This window comes from Leptothoe kymatousa TAU-MAC 1615, from assembly GCF_018739865.1.
In the GTDB taxonomy this organism is placed as follows: domain Bacteria; phylum Cyanobacteriota; class Cyanobacteriia; order Phormidesmidales; family Phormidesmidaceae; genus Leptothoe; species Leptothoe kymatousa.
Map to the genome: position 1 here is coordinate 207,332 of NZ_JADOER010000009.1, position 21,704 is coordinate 229,035.

A 21,704-nucleotide genomic window follows, 5' to 3' on the forward strand; every position below is an offset into this window, starting at 1 on the left:
AGCTGAACCCAGAATATGCGACGGCTTACAACAATTTAGGCATTGCTTACAGTGACCTGAAGCGTCACGATGAGGCAATTACAGCTTTTAACGATGGGCTAAAAATCGATCCCCAATATACCTATGCTCACACCCAATTAGGCAACCTATACCGCGAGCAAAAACAATACGACAAAGCCCTCTCAGCCTACAAAAAACTAGCCGAACTCAGCCCCGAAAGCGCCTATTCCTTTACCGAAGTGGGCCTAACCCATGCCCTACAAAACCAAATCGACCAAGCCCACATCGCATGGCAAACGGCCCTGCCCTTATTTGAAGATGACGACTGGGACAATCTCCACAAGGCCCTCTACACCCTGGCATTAGGTCATACCGAAACCGCATTTCAACAACTTGACCAGATTTTGCAAACTGAGGTGCGACCAAAAGCTATCGATGCGGTCCTGATTGATGCTGATGTTCTAAGCCAATGCCCAACACCGCCCGCAAGGCTGGACGACTTTATTGCGAAACTCAAAGCCATTGAGACTCCAAACACTGAGCAAGATGCCGACTAAATCCCCTCTCGGGAGGGGTGCCTGCAAGGCGGGGTGGGTTTCGATAACTAGCGCAAAAGGTCAACCCACCCCTTCGCCCCTCCCAGGAGGGGATGAGGTATCGGATGTCTGCATAGGCTCAGAGAAAACCTTTGATTAGTTGCGTATAACGCAGTTAATCAAAACCCTGCAACTCCTACCAAAAATGCTTTGACAGACGACTAATTCAACGCTGGACTAAAAATGGACTAAAAATAAGCCCCCTACTTTCTGAGCCCACCAGCCCCATCCCAGCGCCCCTAGACTGTACCTCAACCCCCTGCCACCAGGCGATTAAACCCACAAACCACAGCCTTTCCCCAAACGATCCACAGATCCACCTCCAGATCACCGATCAACCACCACACAAAACCATGGCCTATCGACCCATACTTCCGAAAAGGGAACTCGGCGGGACCCCACGCAGCTGGTTTTACAAACGACCAATAACTTACGCCATCCATCACCCCTTACAAATATGCAGACCGCTTTAACAACATCAAACTATCCAACGTAAAAATCGACTGCCACCAAGGCAAATCCACATACAGCCGCACAATCCCCCCATCCTCACGGATCGCCATCGCCACCGACTCCGCCGCCTGGTCTAACACATCCTGCGCCACAAAGTCTTTCAAGTGATACCAATAGCGACCAAACAACGGAAAATGATCCGCATTCTCCTGCAAAATTGACGGTAGCTGTTGCACCATCCCCTGAAACGTTTTCTCATCTAGGCCACAGCGGGCCAAATACGCAAACACCGGATAGCTATAAAAACTAAACGCCTCCCCTGGCCCAGATTGCTCATAATATTGCTGCGCCTTGGCAAACAAATTGGGCCGTTCAGGCTGCCATTGGCTCAACAGACTAGCCAAAACCAAAATGCGATCGCAATCCGGCTTATTCCACCATGGCTGATGGGGATAGTCCGCCAGGGTGGCCGGTGGATAGTCAATCTCCCCCGACTCCAGCTGATGCGCCTCCAACCAACCCAACAAGGGACCGATCACCTCCGGCGCGTCATAGTCCAACATATCCAAAACAAACAAAGCCGACTCCGCACCAATGGGCGTACTCGCCGGACATAATACATCCGGCTCTAGACCATTACCAAAGCCCCCATCCGCATTTTGATAGGCCAATAGCGCCTTCAAACATAAGTTGCGATCGCCCGACTCAAACATATAGCCATACAGCGTTCGCTCCAATAGGCGACCCTTTTCAAAGATCAGCGTCTTCGCCCGCTGTAAATCCTGCGCACTAAGAATTGCCATAGCCCCATCTAAATACGGTAGACCTTACGAATCATCGACAAAATTAGCAAATGACCATGGCGATCTAACCAAATTCACAGCCTAAGCTTTATGTCTTACCATGAGATTATCTACCTCTTTTCAAGACTTATATTGGGAGTTAGAATCTTAACTTGAGACTTAAAATAATGGGGTGAGTGAAGGGTGAAGGGTAAAGAGTGAGGAGTGAAGAGTGAGGAGAAATGGCGGGAACTCGGGGGGAGCACAAAAAAAATAACCACCCAGGCAATGCGGGGTGGAAAACAGGCTACATTACGGGGTTCTAAGTCTTGGTGCGAGATTTGTATAGGACGGCTCCCGATGGTCCAAGTTTAGATACCATCATGGGCAGTCCATATACAAAACCAGCCGTTCCCTGTTACCTAAAGTTAGGCAGTCACTGCTATGTCATCGATCACGGATCAACCACTGCCATTTTTGTCCGGCTACACCCTCACCGAAACGCTATACCAAGGTAGTCGCACCCTTGTGTATCGGGCCGTAGCCGCAGATGGCCAATCCGTGGTGATCAAACTGTTGCGATCGCCCCAACCCAGTTTCAGCGAACTGCTCCATTTTCGAAACCAATTCACCATTGCCAACAACTTACCCATTGCCGGCATCGTCAAACCCCTGGCCCTAAAACCGTGGCACCGTGGCTATGCCCTGGTCATGGAAGATGTGGGGGGTGTTTCACTAAAGGAGTACGGGCAAAACTACGCGCCCCTGAGCGTTGCGCAACGGTTATCCATTGGGCTGCAGCTGGCCACCATTCTCCATGGCCTCGGCCAGCATCGGGTGGTGCATAAAGACATCAACCCCGCCAATATTCTGATTCACCCCCATACCCACCAAATCTGGCTAACCGACTTTGGCCTCGCCTCGCTGCTGCCCAAAGAAAGCCAGGATCTGCAATCCCCCCATAGCTTGGAAGGCACCCTGGCCTACATTGCCCCGGAACAAACCGGGCGCATGAATCGGGGCATTGATTACCGGGTCGATTTCTATGGCCTTGGGGTCACGCTATACGAATTGTTCTCCGGGGTGCTGCCGTTCCAGGTGGAGGATCCCATGGAGCTGATCCATAGCCACCTTGCCAAACCCCCCGCCCCCCTCCATCACCTCAACCCGCAGCTGCCCCCCCAGCTATCGGCCATTGTGTTGAAGCTAATGGCTAAGAATGCAGAAGACCGATACCAAAGTGCCCTGGGGCTGCTCCATGATTGGCAAACCTGTGGGGAGCAGTGGCAGACGACGGGGACGATTGCCGAATTTGAGGTGGGCACAAAGGATCGGTGCGATCGCTTCCTTATTCCCGAAAAACTTTACGGACGTAGCGCCGACGTTCAGGTGCTGATGGCTGCCTTTGAGCGGGTGACCCAGGGAAGTGCAGAACTGTTAACCGTGACCGGATACTCCGGTGTGGGCAAAACCGCCGTAGTCAACGAGATCCACAAACCCATTACCCAACAGCGCGGCTACTTTATCGAAGGAAAATTTGACCAATTCAATCGCAACATTCCTTTCTCTGCATTTGTGCAGGCCTTCCGTGGATTGGTGGGGCAGCTACTGGGCGAATCGGATCACACATTAGCAACCTGGAAAGACAAAATTCTACACGCCGTCGGCATCAATGGTCAGGTGCTGTTGGACGTCATCCCCGAACTGGAATGCATCATCGGCCCGCAACCTCCCGCACCGCACCTATCGGGAAGGGCCGCCCAAAACCGATTTAATCTCGTATTTGAAAGATTTGTACAGCTCTTTGCCACCGCAGAGCATCCCCTAGTTATTTTTCTCGACGATTTGCAATGGGCCGATCTCGCGTCCTTAAACCTGCTCCAATTACTGGTTGCGAAGGCGAATTTAACCACGGAATATCTTTTGGTAATTGGCGCCTATCGAGATAACGAAGTGCTGGCGGGCCATCCATTGCAGCTGGCCCTAAATGAGATGGCCCAACAGCAGGCCCCCGTACAACCGTTAACGTTGACGCCCCTATCTCCCCACCACATTAATCAACTGGTGGCCGATACGCTGTTGTGTACACCGACGATTACTGAACCCTTAACCCAGTTTGTTTACCAAAAAGCCCAAGGCAATCCCTTTTTTACCATTCAGTTTTTAACCGGCCTACATAACGATGGCTACGTCACCTTTAATGCAAACCAAGGCCATTGGCAGTGCGACCTGACCCAGGTGCAACAATTAGCCCTGACCGATGATGTCGTAGGGTACATGGTAGAACGTTTGCAAACTCTACCCACGGCCACCCAACGGGTCTTACAAATTGCAGCCTGCATTGGCAATCAGTTTGACCTGTCCACCCTAGCGGTGGTGTGTGGAAACAGTCAGGAGCAAAGTGCCCTTGAACTGTGGCAGGTGCTCCAGGCCGGACTGATCATCCCGGAAAGTAATACCTATAGATTTTTCCAGGGAAAGGCTAATGCTGATCGGCCAGCGGCAAATGGCGCTGAAAGCGGCGCTGAAAATCTTTCCCAAAACTCTGTGGTCCAACAGAGCGGCGCTGATAGTTTTTCCCAAAACTCTGTGGTCCAACAGAGCGGCGCTGATAGTTTTTCCCAAAACTCTGTGGCCCAACTGCGTGGCACTGATAGTTTTTCCAAAAACTCTTTTGCGCAACCGCAAAAAACAACGGGATTATCCGATTTTACAATTCCCTATCGCTTTTTACATGATCGGGTGCAACAAGCTGCCTACCATTTGATTTCAGACCAACAAACCCAGCAGATACATCTGGAAATTGGCAGACGTTGGCTGCACGGTACCCCCTTAGCACTAAGGGCGGAACGTCTTTTTGATATTGTTGGTCAGTTAAATTTGGGCCGCCGGCTGGTTGTGGATGCCGCTGAACGGCAAACGTTGATTCAGTTAAATTTGCAAGCGGCAAAGCAGGCCCTTTCTAATACGGCCTATGGCACGGCCAATGACTGTTTGCAGGTTTGTCGTGAGCTGTTGTCTGCCCACAGTTGGCAAACCCACTATGGGCTCACCCTGGATATCTACAATATCTCCGTTGAAACCGCCTATCTGCAAGGGAAATGGGCAGAAATAGATGCCTTTACCCAGCTAATAGAACAGCGGGCAAAAGAGACATTGGATGTGGCTAAAGCCTATGAATTTAAGGTGGAATCTAGAACCATTCAAGGCAAATTCCCGGAGGCAATGACGCTGGGATTACAAATCCTGGAATCCTTGGAGGTTACGTTTCCCCACCAGCCCACTGAAAACGACATTAAGGCCTATTTACATGAAACCCGACGATTGTTGGCAAGACGCTCCGCCCAGGATGTGTTGCGGTTGCCCCTGAGTTCCTCTGCCTATACCCAAGCCATACTGTGCTTACTGATCAAAGTGGGGGCTTCAGCCTATACGAAAACCCCCAATCTGTATGTGCTCATTGGGCTGAAAATGGTGCAACTGTCCTTGATCCATGGCAATACGCCAGAGTCTATCTTTGGTTACTCCCGCTACGGCATTTTAAACTGCAATCTCCTGGGGGATGTTGAAACTGGCTATCAGTTTGGTCAGGCCTCCTTAGAACTGCGGGAACACTTTGACACCATCGTCCACGACAGCCATATTATTTGGGTGCTGAATACCTTACTGTTTCACTGGAAGCAGCCCGTTGAAACCACCTTAGCCCCGCTTCAGCAAGCTTACGCCGTAGGGTTAGAAACAGGGGATTTAGTTTACGTCGGCTACAGCGCCTGCTCGTACTGCACCCACGCCTATCTTGCTGGCCATAGACTGGCCCCATTGGATTCCGAAATTCAGCAGTTCAACCAGGGCCTTGCCCGCATTCGGCAAGATGTTGCCCTCAGTTATAACCGAATGCTACATCAGGTGGTTTTATCCCTGATGAACCCTGCCTTTGACGTCAGTCAGGGGATGCAAGCACTGGATACAACAGTGGACATCGCTCAACTGGAAAAGAAGCAAGACCTGCTTGGGCTTTGGGGGTTTTATGTGAATAAATCAGTGGTCTGTTACCTATTCCAGGCCTATGACGAGGCCTGGCACTGTCAGCAACAAGCCTACCAATTGGCGAGAATTGGTATTGGCACCATCTACACATCCCTACTCTTTTGGACAGGGGCATTAACCTGTCTAGCGCTGTTGCTGGAGTCTCCCCGGGCGGCATCCATTGATATCGCTCAGTTAGAACATTGGGTGGCCGTGGGCAAAGAGAAATTGCAACTATGGGCCACCCACAATCCCCATTATTATCAGCATAAGTGCGACCTGCTGTGGGCAGAGAGCCATCGACTGGACGGCGATCGCCTGGCTGCTTTGGAAGCCTATGATCGCGCCATTGCTGGGGCAAAAGCCCATGGCTATCTTCAGGATGAAGCCTTGGCAAATGAGTTAGCCGGTAAATTTTATTTGGCCTGGGGCAAGGAAAAAATTGCCGCCCCATACCTCCAGGCTGCCTACACTTGCTATGGCGAGTGGGGGGCCCATGCAAAAACAAGCGATTTAGAACAGCGGTACCCCCAACTAATTCAGTCGTCGAGGGTTGTGATCAACCCACTCGAAACCTTAGCCAATCTTGTTTCTCCACAAGTTTCAAACTATTCTTCTCGGGTTGCCAGCGGCATTCCTGATGGGCTTAACCAAGCCTTTGATTTTAGCTCGGTTTTAAAGGCGGCCCAAACCCTCACAGAGACGATTCAGCTGGATGATCTGCTGGAAAAGTTGAGCCATGTCATTTTGCAAAACTCTGGCGGCGATCGCCTAATTTTGGCCTTACCCAATGGCGAAGACCATTGGGACATCAGGCTGGTTGCCACGCCTGATACGGTGGATATCTATAAAGCGCAGGAACCTTCGCAGATTAACGCCCCCTCAAAGCTTATAAACTACGTTAAAAACACACGGGAACTGATCTATTCAGACCAGCTGGACCATACTTTTCCCATGGTTGATGCCTATTTGATTAACCGTAGCCCCAAAAGTTTTCTCTGTGCTCCCCTGGTGACCCAAGATCAGCTGACTGGCGTTTTATATTTGGACTCGTCAAACAATCGGGGGTTAATCTCGTCTGCGCGGATCATTACCCTGAACTTTCTATTTTCCCAAGTTGCCATCGGCCTAAAAAATGCCCAGGTTTTGGAACAATCCTTGGCCCTAAAATCTAAAGTTATTGAATCTTCCATTGATGGCATTGCGATTCTTGAAAATGATATTTTGATTTATTTGAATCAGGCGTTTGCGGACCTTTTTGGCTATCTTCCTGAGGAGCTGCTGAACACAAACTGGGGAAATTTACACCCTTCGGAAGAAGAAACGCGGCTGATTGAAACTGCCATATCTGAGTGCATGGGAACTGGATCTTGGAGTGGAGAATTTACAGCCATACGCAAGGACGGCAGCTTGTTTTTTAAGGAGAGTCGATTGTTTCGGTTGGACGATGGCAAAGTGATTTGCATCTGTCGAGATATTAGCGATCGCAAAAAGCTTGAACAAGAACAGGAACGACTGATCCAGATACTCCAAGCAACACCGGATTTTGTGGGCATTTGTCGGCCGCCCCAAGGAGTTATTCTGTGGCAAAATCAGCCGTTTAGAAACCTGCGCCCCGATTTAAAAATCTTTGAAGAAGAGGTGCAGATTTCGCATTTATATCCCCAATGGGCCTACGACCTCGTTCGAGCAGAGGGATTGCCCGCCGCCATTCAACACGGCACCTGGCGGGGGGAAACGGCACTGCTCACCCAAACCGGTGAAGAGATTCCCACCTCCCAGGTGATTATTGCCCACAAATCAGATAACGGGGACGTAAAATACTTTTCCACAATTTTGCGAGATATTAGCGATCGCAAAGCCTCGGATCAGGCCCTCCACGATAGCCAGGCCCGCTTCCGGCGCATCACTGAAAATGTCCCGGGGATGATTTATCGCTATGTACTCCACCCCGATGGTAGCTGTGGGCTCAGCTATGTTAGTTCCCAGGTTCGAGATATCTATGAACTTGAGCCCGATGTGGTGCTCCAAGATATCTCCCATCTCCAGGAGAGAATCCACCCTGACGATCGGATGCACACCCAGGCAATATCTGCGGAATCTGCCAGAACCCTGCAACCGCTGAAGGTGGAACATCGGCTGATGCTGCCAGAAAAGGGGCTGCGGTGGATTCAAGCCATTGCTCGGCCAGAACTGCTGGATAACGGGGCTATTATCTGGGACGGCCTGACCCTGGATATCACCGATCGCAAAGCGGCCGAACAAGCCTTAGAAGAGAGCCAAGCTCAATTTAAGCGGATCACAGAAAACATCCCAGGGATGATTTATCGCTGCGTTCTACATCTAGACGGGAGCTGTCATATTCTCTATGCCAGCTCCCAGATTCAAGAGATTTTTGAACTGGAGCCCCAAGCCATTATCAACGGAAGCGATCATCCCCTGTGGGCAAGAACCCACCCCGATGATATTCCCCAGGTGCGAGCGGCCATGCAACGATCAGCGGAAAACCTTAGCCCCTTAATCAGTGAGCATCGCCTGATTTTGCCCCAAAAAGGGCTGCGGTGGATCCAGCAGATTGCTCGGCCAGGACAATTAGAAAATGGTGATGTTGTTTGGGATGGGGTGGTCATTGATATTAGCGATCGCAGACAGGCGGAAGAAAAAATTCGCCAAACCATGGCCCAGCTAGAAGCCTCAAACAATGAGTTAGAATCCTTTGCCTATTCCATCTCCCACGATTTACGGGCACCGCTGCGAGCCATCAATGGCTTTAGCCAAGCATTGCTCGAAGACTATGGCCCCCTGTTCGATGACATAGCCCAGGACTATTTCAATCGCATTCAGACCAACGCCACCCGCATGGGCACGCTAATCGATGATTTGCTACAGCTCTCGCGGTTATCTCGCTCTGAATTGAGCTACACCACCTTTGATCTGAGCGCCTTTGCCCAAGAGGCACTCCATGATTTACAGGCCTCGGATCCTGACCGCCAGGTCGATATTGTTATCACGCCCGGGTTAACGGTTTTGGCCGACGCGTCCCTGATGCAAGTGGTGTTGATGAACCTCCTCCAAAATGCTTGGAAGTTTACCAGCCACCATGCCACCGCCCGCATCGAATTTGGGGTGCTCCCCCCCCAGCTGCCAGACTGTCCCAACGCTGTTTATTTTGTCAAAGATGATGGCGCTGGGTTCGATATGACCTACAGTCACAAACTCTTTGGCGTGTTCCAACGGTTACATAGTGTTAAGGAATTTTCGGGCACTGGCATTGGTCTGGCTTCGGTCAGACGCGCTATTCATCGCCATGGAGGCCAAATTTGGGCAGAAGCCGCCGTGGAAATGGGGGCAACTTTCTTCTTTAATGTACGACAAAACTAACGTATGAAATACCATTATGCTGGCAGCCATAGGATCTTAGTCGTAGACGACACCCCCAGCAATTTAAAGCTGATCTTGGCAACGCTCTCCTCTGCGGGATATGACGTTCTCACCGCAACCAGCGGTGCACAAGCCCTAACCGTGCTGCAAATGAAGCTGCCCGATCTGGTGCTACTAGATGTGCACATGCCAGCTATGGACGGGTTTGAAACCTGTCGACGCATTAAGGCCAATGCTGATACCGCCCATATTCCAATTATTTTTCTGACGGCATTTACCGATACGGAGAAAATAACAGCCGGATTCTCCCTAGGGGCCGTCGATTTTATGACTAAACCCGTGCACTCAGTAGAACTGTTGGCCCGGGTAAAAAACCACTTAAAACTCCACGGTTTAACCCAAACATTAGAGCAACAGGTGGTCGAACGCACCACTGCACTACAAGCGTTAGAAGTTCGCCAGCGAACCCTGTTTGACCTGTCCCCCATTGGTCTTGTCCTATGTCGTATGGACGGTTCCTTGGTGGATGTGAATGCGGCCTATGCGGCAATTTTAGGGCGCACCATTGGCGAAACGTTAACGCTTACGATCGGGGATATTACGCCTCAAACCTATGCCCATGATGACCGTTTACAACTCGAAAACCTAAAAAAAATGGGACGGTATGGTCCCTATGAAAAAGACTATCTCCATCGGGATGGCCATCTAGTGCCTGTCCGGCTGTCGGGCATTCTGATTGACCAGGGTGGAGAACAATTTATTTGGTCCTGTGTCGAGGACATTAGCGATCGCAAACATATAGAAACCGAACGGGAACAGTTATTTCAAGAACTGTTTAGGGTAAATGCAAAGCTTAAACAGGCCAATCAAAAATTAGAGAATTATTCCCAAACCCTCGAACAGCGGGTCGATGAACGGACCATCGCCCTCCAAGAAAGTGAACAACGGCTGCAAACCCTAGTGGCGGGCACCGCGGCAATCACTGGCAAGGACTTTTTTCCTGCCCTGGTTCAACACATCAGTTCCGCCCTCGAAGTTTCCATCGCATTGGTGACTCAATTTGTGGATCAAGAGTTGCAAAGTTTAGCCTTTATGATGGATGGCGAACTGCAGCCCAATTTTACCTACGCCCTATCGGATACGCCTTGTGTCAAGCTGGCAACCGACTACTCGTACCAATGTCTCCAGGGTCTTTCCCAACACTTTCCCAACCATCCCCATCGCGCTAGGGGGATGGACAGCTATTTAGGGGTGGCCCTACGGGACCGCCAGGGTCAGGTGCTCGGTAGCCTGTGTATTTTTGATCGCCAACCTTTCCAAAATCCTGAACGAGCCCAGCAGATTCTTAATATTTTTGGTAGCCGAGCGGCGGCGGAATTAGAACGTCAGCGCATCGAAAAGGCACTACAAAACCTGGTGGCGGGCTCGGCTATTACGGCCAAGGCAGATTTCTTTCCCGTCCTGGTGCGCTACCTGACTGAAGCACTGGGGGTATCCCACGCATTGATGGCAGAGCGCCTCGGGGATGAGGAAATCCCCCTTGCCTACTATGCAGATGGCAAGCTGATGCCCCCTCAGTCCTTGCCGCTGCTTAATACACCCTCTGCGGAAGTGTATAAACATGAAACCTACTATTGCGAATTAACACCCTGCCAAACCTGTGCCAAACTTGCCCAAATGGGCGCGCGCAGCTATCTTGGCGTTGCGCTTAAGGATCGCCAGGGCAAGGCCATGGGGCTGCTGGCGATTTTTCACCGACAGATTTTGTCGGATCCAGTCCATGCCGAGCAAATCCTGCAGGTATTTGCAGCCCGCGCCGCCGCCGAACTGGAACGACAACGGGCGGAAAATGCCCTGCAAAATCTCATCGCAGGGACGGCGGCGTTAACCGGTCCTGACTTTTTTAATGCTCTGGTTTGCCACATCGCTGAAGCCCTCCATGCGTCCCATGCCTTTGTCACCGAACTGGTGGACGATACTAAATTAAACTTTGTGGCCGCCTGGGGAGATGGCCAACATCTCCCCACTGAGATTGTGGATATAGAGGGCACCACCTGCGCCATTGCTATTCGCCTGGGGGCCTATCACTGTGAGCGCGATGTCATCGCTTGCTTTCCCCAAAACCCAAGGCTGGCCCCCATGGGGGTGGAAAGCTACATGGGGGTGGCGCTCAAGAATCGTCAAGGTAAATCCCTGGGAACGCTTTGCATTTTTTCCCGCCAGCTCATCGCCAATGCCGAGCACTCATTGCAGATTCTCCAGGTGTTTGCGGCCCGGGCGGCGGCTGAGTTGGAACGTCAACGGGCAGAACACGCCATGGAGCAGCTCAATCGTGAATTGGAGCGGCGTGTTCGCGATCGCACCGCACAACTAACCGCGTCAGAAGATCGGCTCAAAACCCTGTTTGATCAGTCAGCCGATGCCGTCTTTTTGCTGGGAGAACAGCAGGGATTTATCGACTGCAACCAGGCCGCTGTAGAGCTGCTGCGGTACCCGAGCAAAGCGGAGCTATTAGCCCTGAACCCATTGCAAATCTCACCGGAACGACAGCCCGACGGTCAACGTTCTAGCACCAAGGTGAAATTTATGATTGAAGAAGCCATACAACGGTGTTGTTTCCGGTTTGAGTGGGTGCATCAGCGTTCCGACCAAGAAATTTTTTGGGCAGAAATCACCCTAACACCGATTAAATATCAAGACGAGATCATCTTCCACTGCATTACGAGGGATATTAGCGATCGCAAACAAGCCGAAGAAAAACTGCGCCAGTCCATGGCTCAATTAGAAACATCGAACAACGAATTAGAAGCATTTGCTTACTCCATATCCCACGACCTACGGGCACCGTTGCGCGCCATTAATGGGTTTAGCCAAGCACTGCTAGAAGACTATGGCGATTTGTTTGATGAAGAAGGCCAATACTTTTTTGAGCGCATTCGAGCCAACACCAACCGCATGGGCGATTTAATCGACGATCTATTGCGGCTCTCCCGGGTATCGCGGTCCGAGCTATCCTACAATACGGTGGATTTGAGTACCCTGGCCCAAGAGGTACTGCATGATCTACAAAAAACTGAGCCCGAACGTCAGGTAGACATTAGCGTCACCCCTGGATTGCAGGTTTTTGCAGATACCGCACTGATGCAGGTGGTATTAATGAACCTCCTACAAAATGCCTGGAAGTTTACCCACCATCATCCTACGGCCCGCATTGAATTTGGCATCCTAGCTGCGGAAGCTCAAGACTTTCCAACCCCCGTCTATTTTGTCAAAGATGACGGCGCTGGCTTTGATATGGCCTACAGTCACAAACTCTTTGGCGTGTTCCAACGGTTACACAGCGTGGAGGAATTTTCAGGCACGGGCATTGGCCTAGCAACGGTTCAGCGCGCAATCCATCGCCATGGTGGCCAGGTATGGGCAGATGCCGGCGTCGAGCAAGGGGCCACGTTTTTCTTCACCATTCCAAATCCATCAGAACAGCCTCTATGGACTAGGGGAAAAAATGAATCAGATTTAAAATTCTCTTAAGGTGCGCTCAGTTTCTAGGCAGCGTTTGTTTTTAACTGTGGTGGCGTATTAAGCCACAGTCCACTGCATAGTCACTCTTTAACATATGTCCACAAAGATAACAAAATCTTGCAAAGCATTAGGTGACAAAGCATAAAATCAGCAGATGTGCGGATAATCAAGCACAAGACTCCACTTACCTGCTATCCCCATTGTAATATTGATCAGCTAATACACGCCAACAATAGCCTCATTCACCCTTGAACTTGGTCGTGGGGCAAGCCCTGGAGCAATAGAGGAAAACCATTTTCAATTAAGGTATAGCCCGAAATGCGGATATTTTGAGCCAGTAGTATAGAACAAGAGAAAAAAGACTCTTGAAAGTCATTTTTTAGAAGAAACGGCCATCTTCCGCAAAAGACTTGCTTAGACTTCCTTATTTCACAGGTACATCAATGTCTGACAAACAGATATCCACTCGTTCTATTTTCTTGGTTGAAGATAATCCCGATGATGAACGCTTAACCCTGCGCGCCCTAAGACAAGGACACATTACGAATCCGATTCAAGTGGCACGAGATGGAGAAGAGGCATTAACCCTTTTACTAGTGGCTGATCCGCTACCTAGCGTTGTGCTGCTGGACTTGAAACTACCCAAGGTTGACGGCCTAGAAGTTTTACAACGTCTGCGGGCCCACGAACGAACTCGCCTCTTGCCCATTGTCATTTTGACATCGTCCAATGAGCAGCGCGACATTGTCGAAAGTTACAATTTGGGTGCCAATAGTTATGTAAGGAAACCTGTTGACTTTCAGCAATTTACCGATGCCGTTTACCAATTGGGTTTATATTGGGCAGTGATAAATGAGCCTTTACTAGAATAGATACCCATTACATTGAGAATTAAATTTAGAACATTTAATAATGTATTAGCTAATCATTTAGACTAGATTATCTTCTTCAAAAATGTTCTAGAGACCATACAGGCATGAGTGAGCCCCTTAATGTATTAGTGATTGAAGATTCAGAAGATGATACGTTGCTGGTCATTAGGGAACTTCGTCGCAATGGGTTTTCACCCAAGTGGAAACGGGTAGAAACGGCGCAGGAACTAGAGCCACTACTGAAAAGCCATCCCTGGGATATCATCATATCCGACTACACCCTACCTAATTTCAGTGCTCCAGTTGCCCTGGCAATAGTCAAAAACCTCTGCATTGACCTTCCTTTTATTGTGGTCGCAGGCTCCATTGGTGAGCAACTGGCGGTAGAGATGATGAAATCTGGGGCCCATGACTATGTCATGAAGGATAGCCTGGCTCGGCTGCCTGAAGCCGTACGTAGAGAATTAAGGGATGCTAAAAATCGGGCTGAACGGAAGCAGGCCGAAATAGCCGTTAGTCGCCAACTTGCCGCCATTGAAGCCGCCACCGATGGCATTGGCATCGTTCAAAATGGTGTCTTTATTTACATAAACCGCTCCCACCTGACGCTATTTGGCTATAGCGCTTCCGAAGAATTAATTGGGAAAAGTTGGAAAACGCTGTATTCTCCAGAACAAATTAAACGCTTTGAGCAAGATATTTTTCCCAAGTTAGAACAGGATCGACTTTGGCGGGGAGAAGCGGTCTCAATCCGTCAGGATGGCACCACCTTTGCCGAAGGCCTGTCTTTAAGCTTAACTAAAGACAATTTATTGATTCGTGTGTGCCGCGATATCAGTGCCCTGAAACAGGCCCAAGACTTACTCCTATACAATGCCCTCCACGATCCGCTGACCAATTTGCCCAATCGTTCCCTCCTTACCGAACGTCTAGACCTAGCGGTTAATCGTGCTAAACGACTGCAAAGTTATCGTTACGCCGTTCTTTTTCTAGACCTAGATCGCTTCAAAGTTGTTAACGATAGCCTGGGCCATGTGGTGGGCGATCAATTGTTAATCGCCGTTTCTCAACAACTACAGCGTCATCTACGCACCATTGACTTAGTGGCCAGACTCGGGGGAGATGAGTTTGTTGTTTTACTAGAAGAGATTAACAACACCGACGAAGTTGTTAAAATCACCGAGCGCATTCTTGCAGACAGCCAAACCCCTTTGCACATCGATGGCTACGAAATTTTTACTAGTTTTAGCATTGGCATTGTGTTGGGCTCCCCCAAATATGGCCGAGCGGTTGATCTAATTCGCGATGCAGACATTGCCATGTATCGTGCCAAGAAACAAAGCAATAATTCATACCAATTTTTTAACGCGGCCATGCATACCCAAGCCATGAACCGCCTCACGTTAGAGACAGATCTCCGTAAAGCCATTAAGCATCAAGAATTTGGCCTGCGATATCAACCCATTATTAACCTACAAAATCAACAAATTATTGGGTTTGAAACCCTCATCCGTTGGCATCATCCCCAACGGGGCACCATTGATCCTGATGATTTTGTCCCTATTGCCGAAGAAACGGGGTTAATCACGTCCATTGACCATTGGGTTTTTTATCAAGCCTGTCAACAGATTGCCCGTTGGAAAAGCCAGGTTAACCATAGCGACGAGCTTAGAATAAGTATTAACTTCTCTGTCCAGGACCTGCGTAAGTCCACCCTATTGCAGGACTTAGATGCCATCTTAAGTGAGGCTAATTTAGCAGGCAGTGCAATTACGATTGAAATTACTGAAAGTATCCTAATCGAAGATATTGAACAAACGACGGAACTACTTAGCCAATTGGCGGCTAAACAAATCCGCATCAGTATTGACGATTTTGGCACAGGGTATTCGTCTCTGAACTATCTCCACCGTTTACCGGTGCATTCGCTTAAAATCGATCGCTCATTTGTCAGCCAAATGCATGCCAATAACAGCAATTATGAGGTGGTCAGTACAATTTTGGCCTTGAGTAAACACCTTGGCTTGACGGCTGTGGCCGAAGGGATTGAAACCCCAGAACAATTGCAGGCATTAAAAAAGCTAGGCTGTGAGTTTGGCCAAGGTTATTTGTTTGCCCCCCCTTTAACCGTTGAAGCTGTGGAAAAACAACTATGTCAGAACAATAGTTTTGTGGTTTAACCCCATTGCAGGCAATGCCCCTCCTCGCTATGGGAGAATTTCTGGCATTTTGGGGTTCATTCCCTACATTGGCAGCGGCTTTTCATCACGGCCTGTTGGTTGGTCCATCAAAACGGGTACTAAAACATTAGTTCAAACTTTACTGGTATCTAAGGAGCTGCTAAGAAACTAATTCACGGATTAATCCGAAAAGGCTTGTTAAGCCATGCTTTTAAGGAAAAAGACCATGATTTTAATTTTTAACCAGCCCTAGTAAGTAGGTGATCCTAATTAATTTTCAGATATCGAGGCCCCCTCCCGTCCCCCTTTCTTGAATGCCCCTTGGGCTATATTCTGGGGGACGCCAGACTCAAAGCCCCCAAAATTGGGGCTTGGGGGCAAAACCCAAGCAGTTTAACAGCTTGGTTGTATCTTACAAAAGATTCAGTTCACCTACTTGCCAAATCTAAATTCAGTCAGCCCGGTTCATCAAAAGGGGCCATCCTGCAGGGGCATTCCTTGGTGGATGTGGGCTGAGCTTACTGTCGAAGCCTACCCCCTTCGATATCGATCGAACGTCTGGTTCACTTGGAATTCTGAGGTTTATGGGAATACCGATGGGTTTCAACAATCCGACCAATGTTACATGCAATATTCTGTAACCCAAATGACTTCATCCGCTACGGCACTGCCCGAAAAAGTAGATTCGCTGAACCACAATCCAAAAACTAAAGATACGAATGGGGCAGGTCTAGCATCGATACCTGAGTCGACACAACAATCCGGTATTTTTGCGCAGTTTTTGTCAGATGTGCTATCCCAGGGATGTCAAACCACTGACTGGGATTTTGGCGAGGTTTGGGTGCCCCATGCCAATGGTCAAACCTTGGTGTGTAGCTCAGTGTCCTATGGGCACGAGGCCACCCATATCCAATCCTTTCGCAAGGAAAGCCTGGGGTTTCAATTTAAGCACGGAGAAGGCTTACCCGGACGTGTATGGGTGAGTCAGAAACCTGAATGGATTGAGGATATTGCCACCCTGACGCCAGAGACCTATGCCAGGTTTAAAATTGCTAAGGACGCTAATCTGCGTACCGCTTTGGCCATTCCCATCATTATGGCCGACACGGTACAGGCGGTGCTGGTGTTTTATAGCTGTGCAGTCAGGCCCGAAAATCCACAGCTGATGGCCATGATGCCCGCCATGCTCCATTTGGGGTTAACCCTGCAGCATCAAGAATCGGCCCAATCCCTACAGAGTAGCGAGCAAAAGTACCATGATCTGATTGCTACGGTAAAAGAGGTTATCTTTCAAATCGATCGTCAGGGTGACTGGAGTATTCTTAATCCAGCTTGGCGCTCCATCACGGGGTTTACGGTGGATGAGAGTTTAGACCGGCCCCTGATTAACTACATTCACCCGGACGATCGCGCCCAAATAGACGCGATTTTAGCCTCTTTAATGCGGGGTGAAATGACCGCCAATACGGCCACGGTTAAACTGTTGACCAAGCATGGTAATTTTCGCCAGGTTGAGCTGCATACCTATCCCATCATTGAAACTGAGGTGATTGGGATTGCGGGTACCATCAATGATATTACCGATCGGTTAGAGGCAGAGGTCGCCCTTAAACAACAAATTGAGAAGGAAAAACTGATTGGCTCTATCTCTTTACAGATTCGTCAGTCCTTAGTGCTCCAAGAGAGCCTGGATATTACTGTTTTAGAAGTTCGTAAATTTCTCAAAACCGATCGGGTGCTGGTATATCGCTTCGATGATAAGGTCACCTGGGACGGTACCGTTGTGGCTGAATCGGTCGGCCCAGATTTGAACGCGCTGTTGGGGGCATCGGTAAAGGATCGATGTTTTGGGCAGGAACAGGCCCAGCGCTATTTAGCAGGGCAAACCACCGTTGTTGATAATATCTACACGGCGGATTTAGACCCTTGCTATACAAAGTTTTTGGCAGAGCTACAGGTGGTGGCTACGCTAATTGTCCCCATTGTGCGGGGGGATGATCTGTGGGGCCTGCTGGTGGCCCACCACTGCCAGTGCCCAAGGCCGTGGCAAGAGGACGAGGTGAATTTACTGCTACAGCTATCTAATCAGGTTGCGATCGCAGCTTACCAAGCCCAGCTCTACGAACAGAGCCAGCGAGAAATTGCCGAACGCCAGACCATTGAGCGCACATTGCGAGAAAGTGAAACCACCATCCGTGCCCTGTACGAAGTCACCGCCTCTCGCCACCTAAGCTTCACAGACTCCATCCAAGAACTATTAGTGATGGGGCGACAACAATTCAACCTAGAAATCGGCACCCTAGCCAAAATAGACGGCGAACAATATGAAGTGATCGCCTCCCAACTGTCCGACAGTGTGACCACCCAGGGCACCCTGTATCAACTCAAACAACAGTTTTGCGCAGAAGTTATCAGGCTGAACCGCCCCATATACATCACCAAGGTCGGTAACACTCGCTGGAACAACCATCCCTGCTACCAAGCATTTAAGTACGAAGCCTACATTGGCGTTCCAGTCGTCGTCAATGGTGACGTATACGGCACCCTCAGCTTTGCCAGTCGCCACGCCATTGACAACACCTTCAAAGCCGTGGACAAAGAGCTACTGCGCCTCATGGCCCAGTGGATTGGCGGCGCCATTGAGCGGGAACAAACCGCCATTGAACTGGCCCATGCTCGGGACGAAGCCGTCGCCGGCACCCAGGCCAAGGGGGACTTTCTCGCGACCATGAGCCACGAAATCCGCACCCCCATGAATGCCGTCATTGGCATGACCGGTATTCTCTTAGACACCACCCTCTCCGATGAGCAGCGCGACTTTGTCGAAACCATTCGCAGCAGCGGTGATGCCCTGCTCACCATCATCAACGATATTCTCGACTTCTCCAAAATTGAATCCGGCAAACTAGAATTAGAATCCATTCCATTCCGCCTCCGCAACTGTGTGGAAGAGGCCCTAGATCTGCTGGCCCCCAAGGCGGCCGAAAAGTCATTAGAGCTGGCGTATCAAATTGAGCCCACCATCCCTCGCCTCGTGGTCGGAGACATCACCCGGCTCCGACAAATTTTAGTCAACTTGCTCGGTAACGCCATTAAGTTTACCGACACCGGAGAAGTGGTGATCGAAGTCATCTCGGAAGACTCTGAGACATCCCCCTCAGACAATCAACATGAGCTTCACTTTATCGTCAGGGATACGGGTATCGGCATTCCCCCCGAAAAAATGAACCGCCTCTTTAAGGCCTTTAGCCAGGTGGACTCTTCCGTTACCCGACAATATGGAGGTACCGGGCTGGGCCTGGTGATTTGCAAACAGCTGACTGAGCAAATGGGCGGCCGCATGTGGGTAGAAAGTGAAGTGGGCGTGGGCACCACATTTCACTTCACCATCGTTGTGCCCGCTGCCGCAGAGGATGAAGAAGAACTTGACCTGGACAGCTCCCTCTTGGCTGGCAAACGGCTGCTCATAGTGGACGATAATCTGACCAACTGCAAAATCCTCAACATCCAGGCCGAAACCTGGGGGATGGTGCCCACCATCGTTAACTCTGGCCAGGCCGCATTAGATTTACTCGATCAGGGGCCCGTGTTTGACCTAGCCATTTTGGATATGCAAATGCCCAAGATGGACGGCTTCAGCTTAGCCCAAGCAATTCATCGGCTACCTGACTACGAAGCGCTCCCCCTGGTTATGCTCACATCCATTGGCCGAGGAGAGTTATCCCAAGACATGCTCGATCAAGAGTTTGAGGTGCTGCTCCACAAGCCGATCAAACACATACAGCTGTTTAATGCCCTCAACACCCTCCTAGGGGGGCAGCGGGTTACCGTCAGAAAAGTCTCCGCCCAAAGCACCGAATTAGATGCCCACCAGGGAGAAAAACATCCCCTGCGCATCTTACTAGCCGAAGATAACAGCATCAACCAAAAGCTAGCCACCCAACAGCTCAAACGCATTAGCTATAGAGCCGACATTGTTGGCAATGGCCTAGAAGCCATTGAGGCCCTAGAACGTCAGGTTTATGACGTGGTGCTCATGGATATGCAAATGCCCGAAATGGATGGCATCACCGCCACACAGAAAATTCGCCAAATATTCCCCGCCAAGGCTCAACCCCGGATCATTGCCATGACCGCCAATGCCATGCAGGGCGATCGAGAACGGTGCCTAAAGGCTGGCATGGATAGCTACATCAGCAAACCCGTAGACCTAGAAAAGTTGGCCCTTGCCCTCCAACAGTGCCCCAGCCGTCAAGGGAACACGCCGCCGGCAGAGACCGTAACACCGCCCAAACCAGAGCCCACCCGTTCGAGTGCCAAACCTCGCAAAAAAAAGACCGCCCATAAATCGAGGAAACAAAAGTCGCCCCAGCCAGCCAAGGCTTCCCCAGCAATTGACATTGACGGCCTCAAGCAAACCCTGGAGATCATCGGTGGCAATACGCCGGAAAACATTAAGGAGATCATCAGCCTCTATATGAAAGAATCTCCAAAACTAGTGGAAATCATGGTGAACGGCATAAAAAACAACTCCGCCAAGGATCTGGAATATGCCGGCCATACCCTCAAGTCCAGCAGTCAAATGATCGGGGCGCTGCAATTTTCCAAACTTTGTTCACACTTAGAAACCGTTGGCAGAAGCAATACCTTAGATACCCTCAATACCCATGAAACGTTGGCTTCGATCGATCAACAGTTTGCCGCCATTGAAAAGGAACTACAACAGTTGACCCAAACCAACATTTAGGGCCGCCGGGGCAGCGCCGCCGGGCACAGTCTTTGTCGGCAATAGTGCTATTTAGCGATCTCACCCTGCCCCAATTCCGACGTCCCAATTCCCGCCTGGTTCACCGTCAAGTTCAGCATAATGTCTTAACAATAGACAGCTAAGTATTGACTTGAGCTTCAATCTGAGTAAAGTGTGTCTAGCTATAAACAAAGATCAGTTGCCTCCATGTCCGATTTAGCTAACACCCTGGATGGAATTACTACGGCGATCAATGCCGTAGATGCAGCCACCGATGTCCAAAATCTAATGACGGTGGAAGCTGTACAAAAAGTGCTCAATCGGTCGCGGGCATCGGTTTATCGCTATGCCAATACCGATGCCCTAATTCTAAATCCCCCCTTTGAGCCCAAGCAGCTAAATCCAGAAACAAGGCAGCACAAAGAAGACCCATTAATGTTTCATCCCAATGAAGTGGCTCGTTTTGCCCAGGATGTTTTAGGCATTAAGCAAGTCACCATCGAGGTGAATCAACCCACCGAAACGGTCACCCATCAACTTTTGCGTCAAGTTTTAGCAGAGCTCAAAGTCATTCGAGAACTGATTGAACAGGACCGTTAACCGCCCAAAGCCCCAGTTAATCGCCCTATTTATCAACTGAACTTGAAACAACTTCAGCTCAAGTAACGTCAGTTAGTCCATACATGTTGCACTTGATTGGGCCAGATTCCCAAAGCAGTGTTAACCTTGAAGCATAGGAAAAGTATTGGCAAATCTTGCCTGCCGGTCCGGATTTTACTGCAGATTATTTGATGTTTACCCCCGTGGATGTTCCATACCCTTCGAAACCCACTTTTCTATGAACAGACCACCTTAGGGTTACTAAGACTTTAAATTTAGGCATGGGCGCCTCCCATATTGGCGCAATTTCTTTTTAATTGATTTTTGAACATCTTCTAGCATGGAATCCGCCAGTCAGTTAGAGTCCAATTCCGAACCTCACCATAGTCCTCTGGTGCAGTTTTTGGGTACAGTCATCGCTCTAGCAACATTGACCTTGCCACTCTTCACGGTGGCCTACTTCTCTTCACCCAATCTCGAACGCCTGGGCGGTTTGCCCTACTCTGCTATACAAACTAACGAATAAGATATTCGTTGACCATGGG

General features: G+C 49.8%; 9 protein-coding genes. 8 read left to right on the forward strand and 1 reads right to left on the reverse strand.

Annotated elements, in window-relative coordinates; translation table 11 throughout:
* On the forward strand, positions 1-557 hold a 557-nt coding region (locus IXB28_RS10745; protein ID WP_215618582.1), incomplete at its 5' end, for a tetratricopeptide repeat protein.
* 488 nt (positions 558-1,045) lie between these two features.
* Here the strand turns inward: IXB28_RS10745 and IXB28_RS10750 are convergent.
* Positions 1,046-1,852 (reverse strand): hypothetical protein, encoded by an 807-nt coding sequence (locus IXB28_RS10750; protein ID WP_215618583.1) that lies wholly within the window; start codon positions 1,850-1,852, stop codon positions 1,046-1,048.
* A 423-nt stretch (positions 1,853-2,275) separates the two neighbouring features.
* Here IXB28_RS10750 and IXB28_RS10755 point away from each other — a divergent pair, with 423 nt between their 5' ends.
* The 7 genes from IXB28_RS10755 to IXB28_RS10785 all read left to right on the forward strand — a co-directional run bounded on the left by IXB28_RS10755 (position 2,276) and on the right by IXB28_RS10785 (position 21,685).
* The gene (locus IXB28_RS10755) at positions 2,276-9,238 is read left to right on the forward strand and encodes an AAA family ATPase (protein ID WP_215618584.1); all 6,963 of its coding nucleotides are present in this window, start codon (positions 2,276-2,278) and stop codon (positions 9,236-9,238) included.
* A gap of 3 nt (positions 9,239-9,241) precedes the next feature.
* Entirely contained in the window at positions 9,242-12,769 is a 3,528-nt protein-coding gene (locus tag IXB28_RS10760; protein ID WP_215618585.1) for a PAS domain S-box protein, read from the forward strand.
* Positions 12,770-13,203: 434 nt separating this feature from the next.
* A complete protein-coding gene (locus IXB28_RS10765; protein ID WP_215618586.1) occupies positions 13,204-13,632 on the forward strand; it encodes a response regulator in 429 nt (142 codons plus the stop codon).
* 104 nt (positions 13,633-13,736) lie between these two features.
* On the forward strand, positions 13,737-15,812 hold the full coding sequence (locus IXB28_RS10770) for an EAL domain-containing protein (RefSeq protein WP_215618587.1): 2,076 nt from the start codon (positions 13,737-13,739) through the stop codon (positions 15,810-15,812).
* A gap of 646 nt (positions 15,813-16,458) precedes the next feature.
* Positions 16,459-20,559, forward strand: a complete 4,101-nt coding sequence (locus IXB28_RS10775; RefSeq protein ID WP_215618588.1) for a response regulator — start codon at positions 16,459-16,461, stop codon at positions 20,557-20,559.
* A gap of 207 nt (positions 20,560-20,766) precedes the next feature.
* Entirely contained in the window at positions 20,767-21,159 is a 393-nt protein-coding gene (locus tag IXB28_RS10780) for a resolvase (RefSeq protein WP_215618589.1), read from the forward strand.
* Positions 21,160-21,499: 340 nt separating this feature from the next.
* Complete coding sequence (locus IXB28_RS10785) at positions 21,500-21,685, forward strand: hypothetical protein (protein ID WP_215618590.1); 186 nt, start codon at positions 21,500-21,502, stop codon at positions 21,683-21,685.
* Positions 21,686-21,704: the final 19 nt, after the last annotated feature.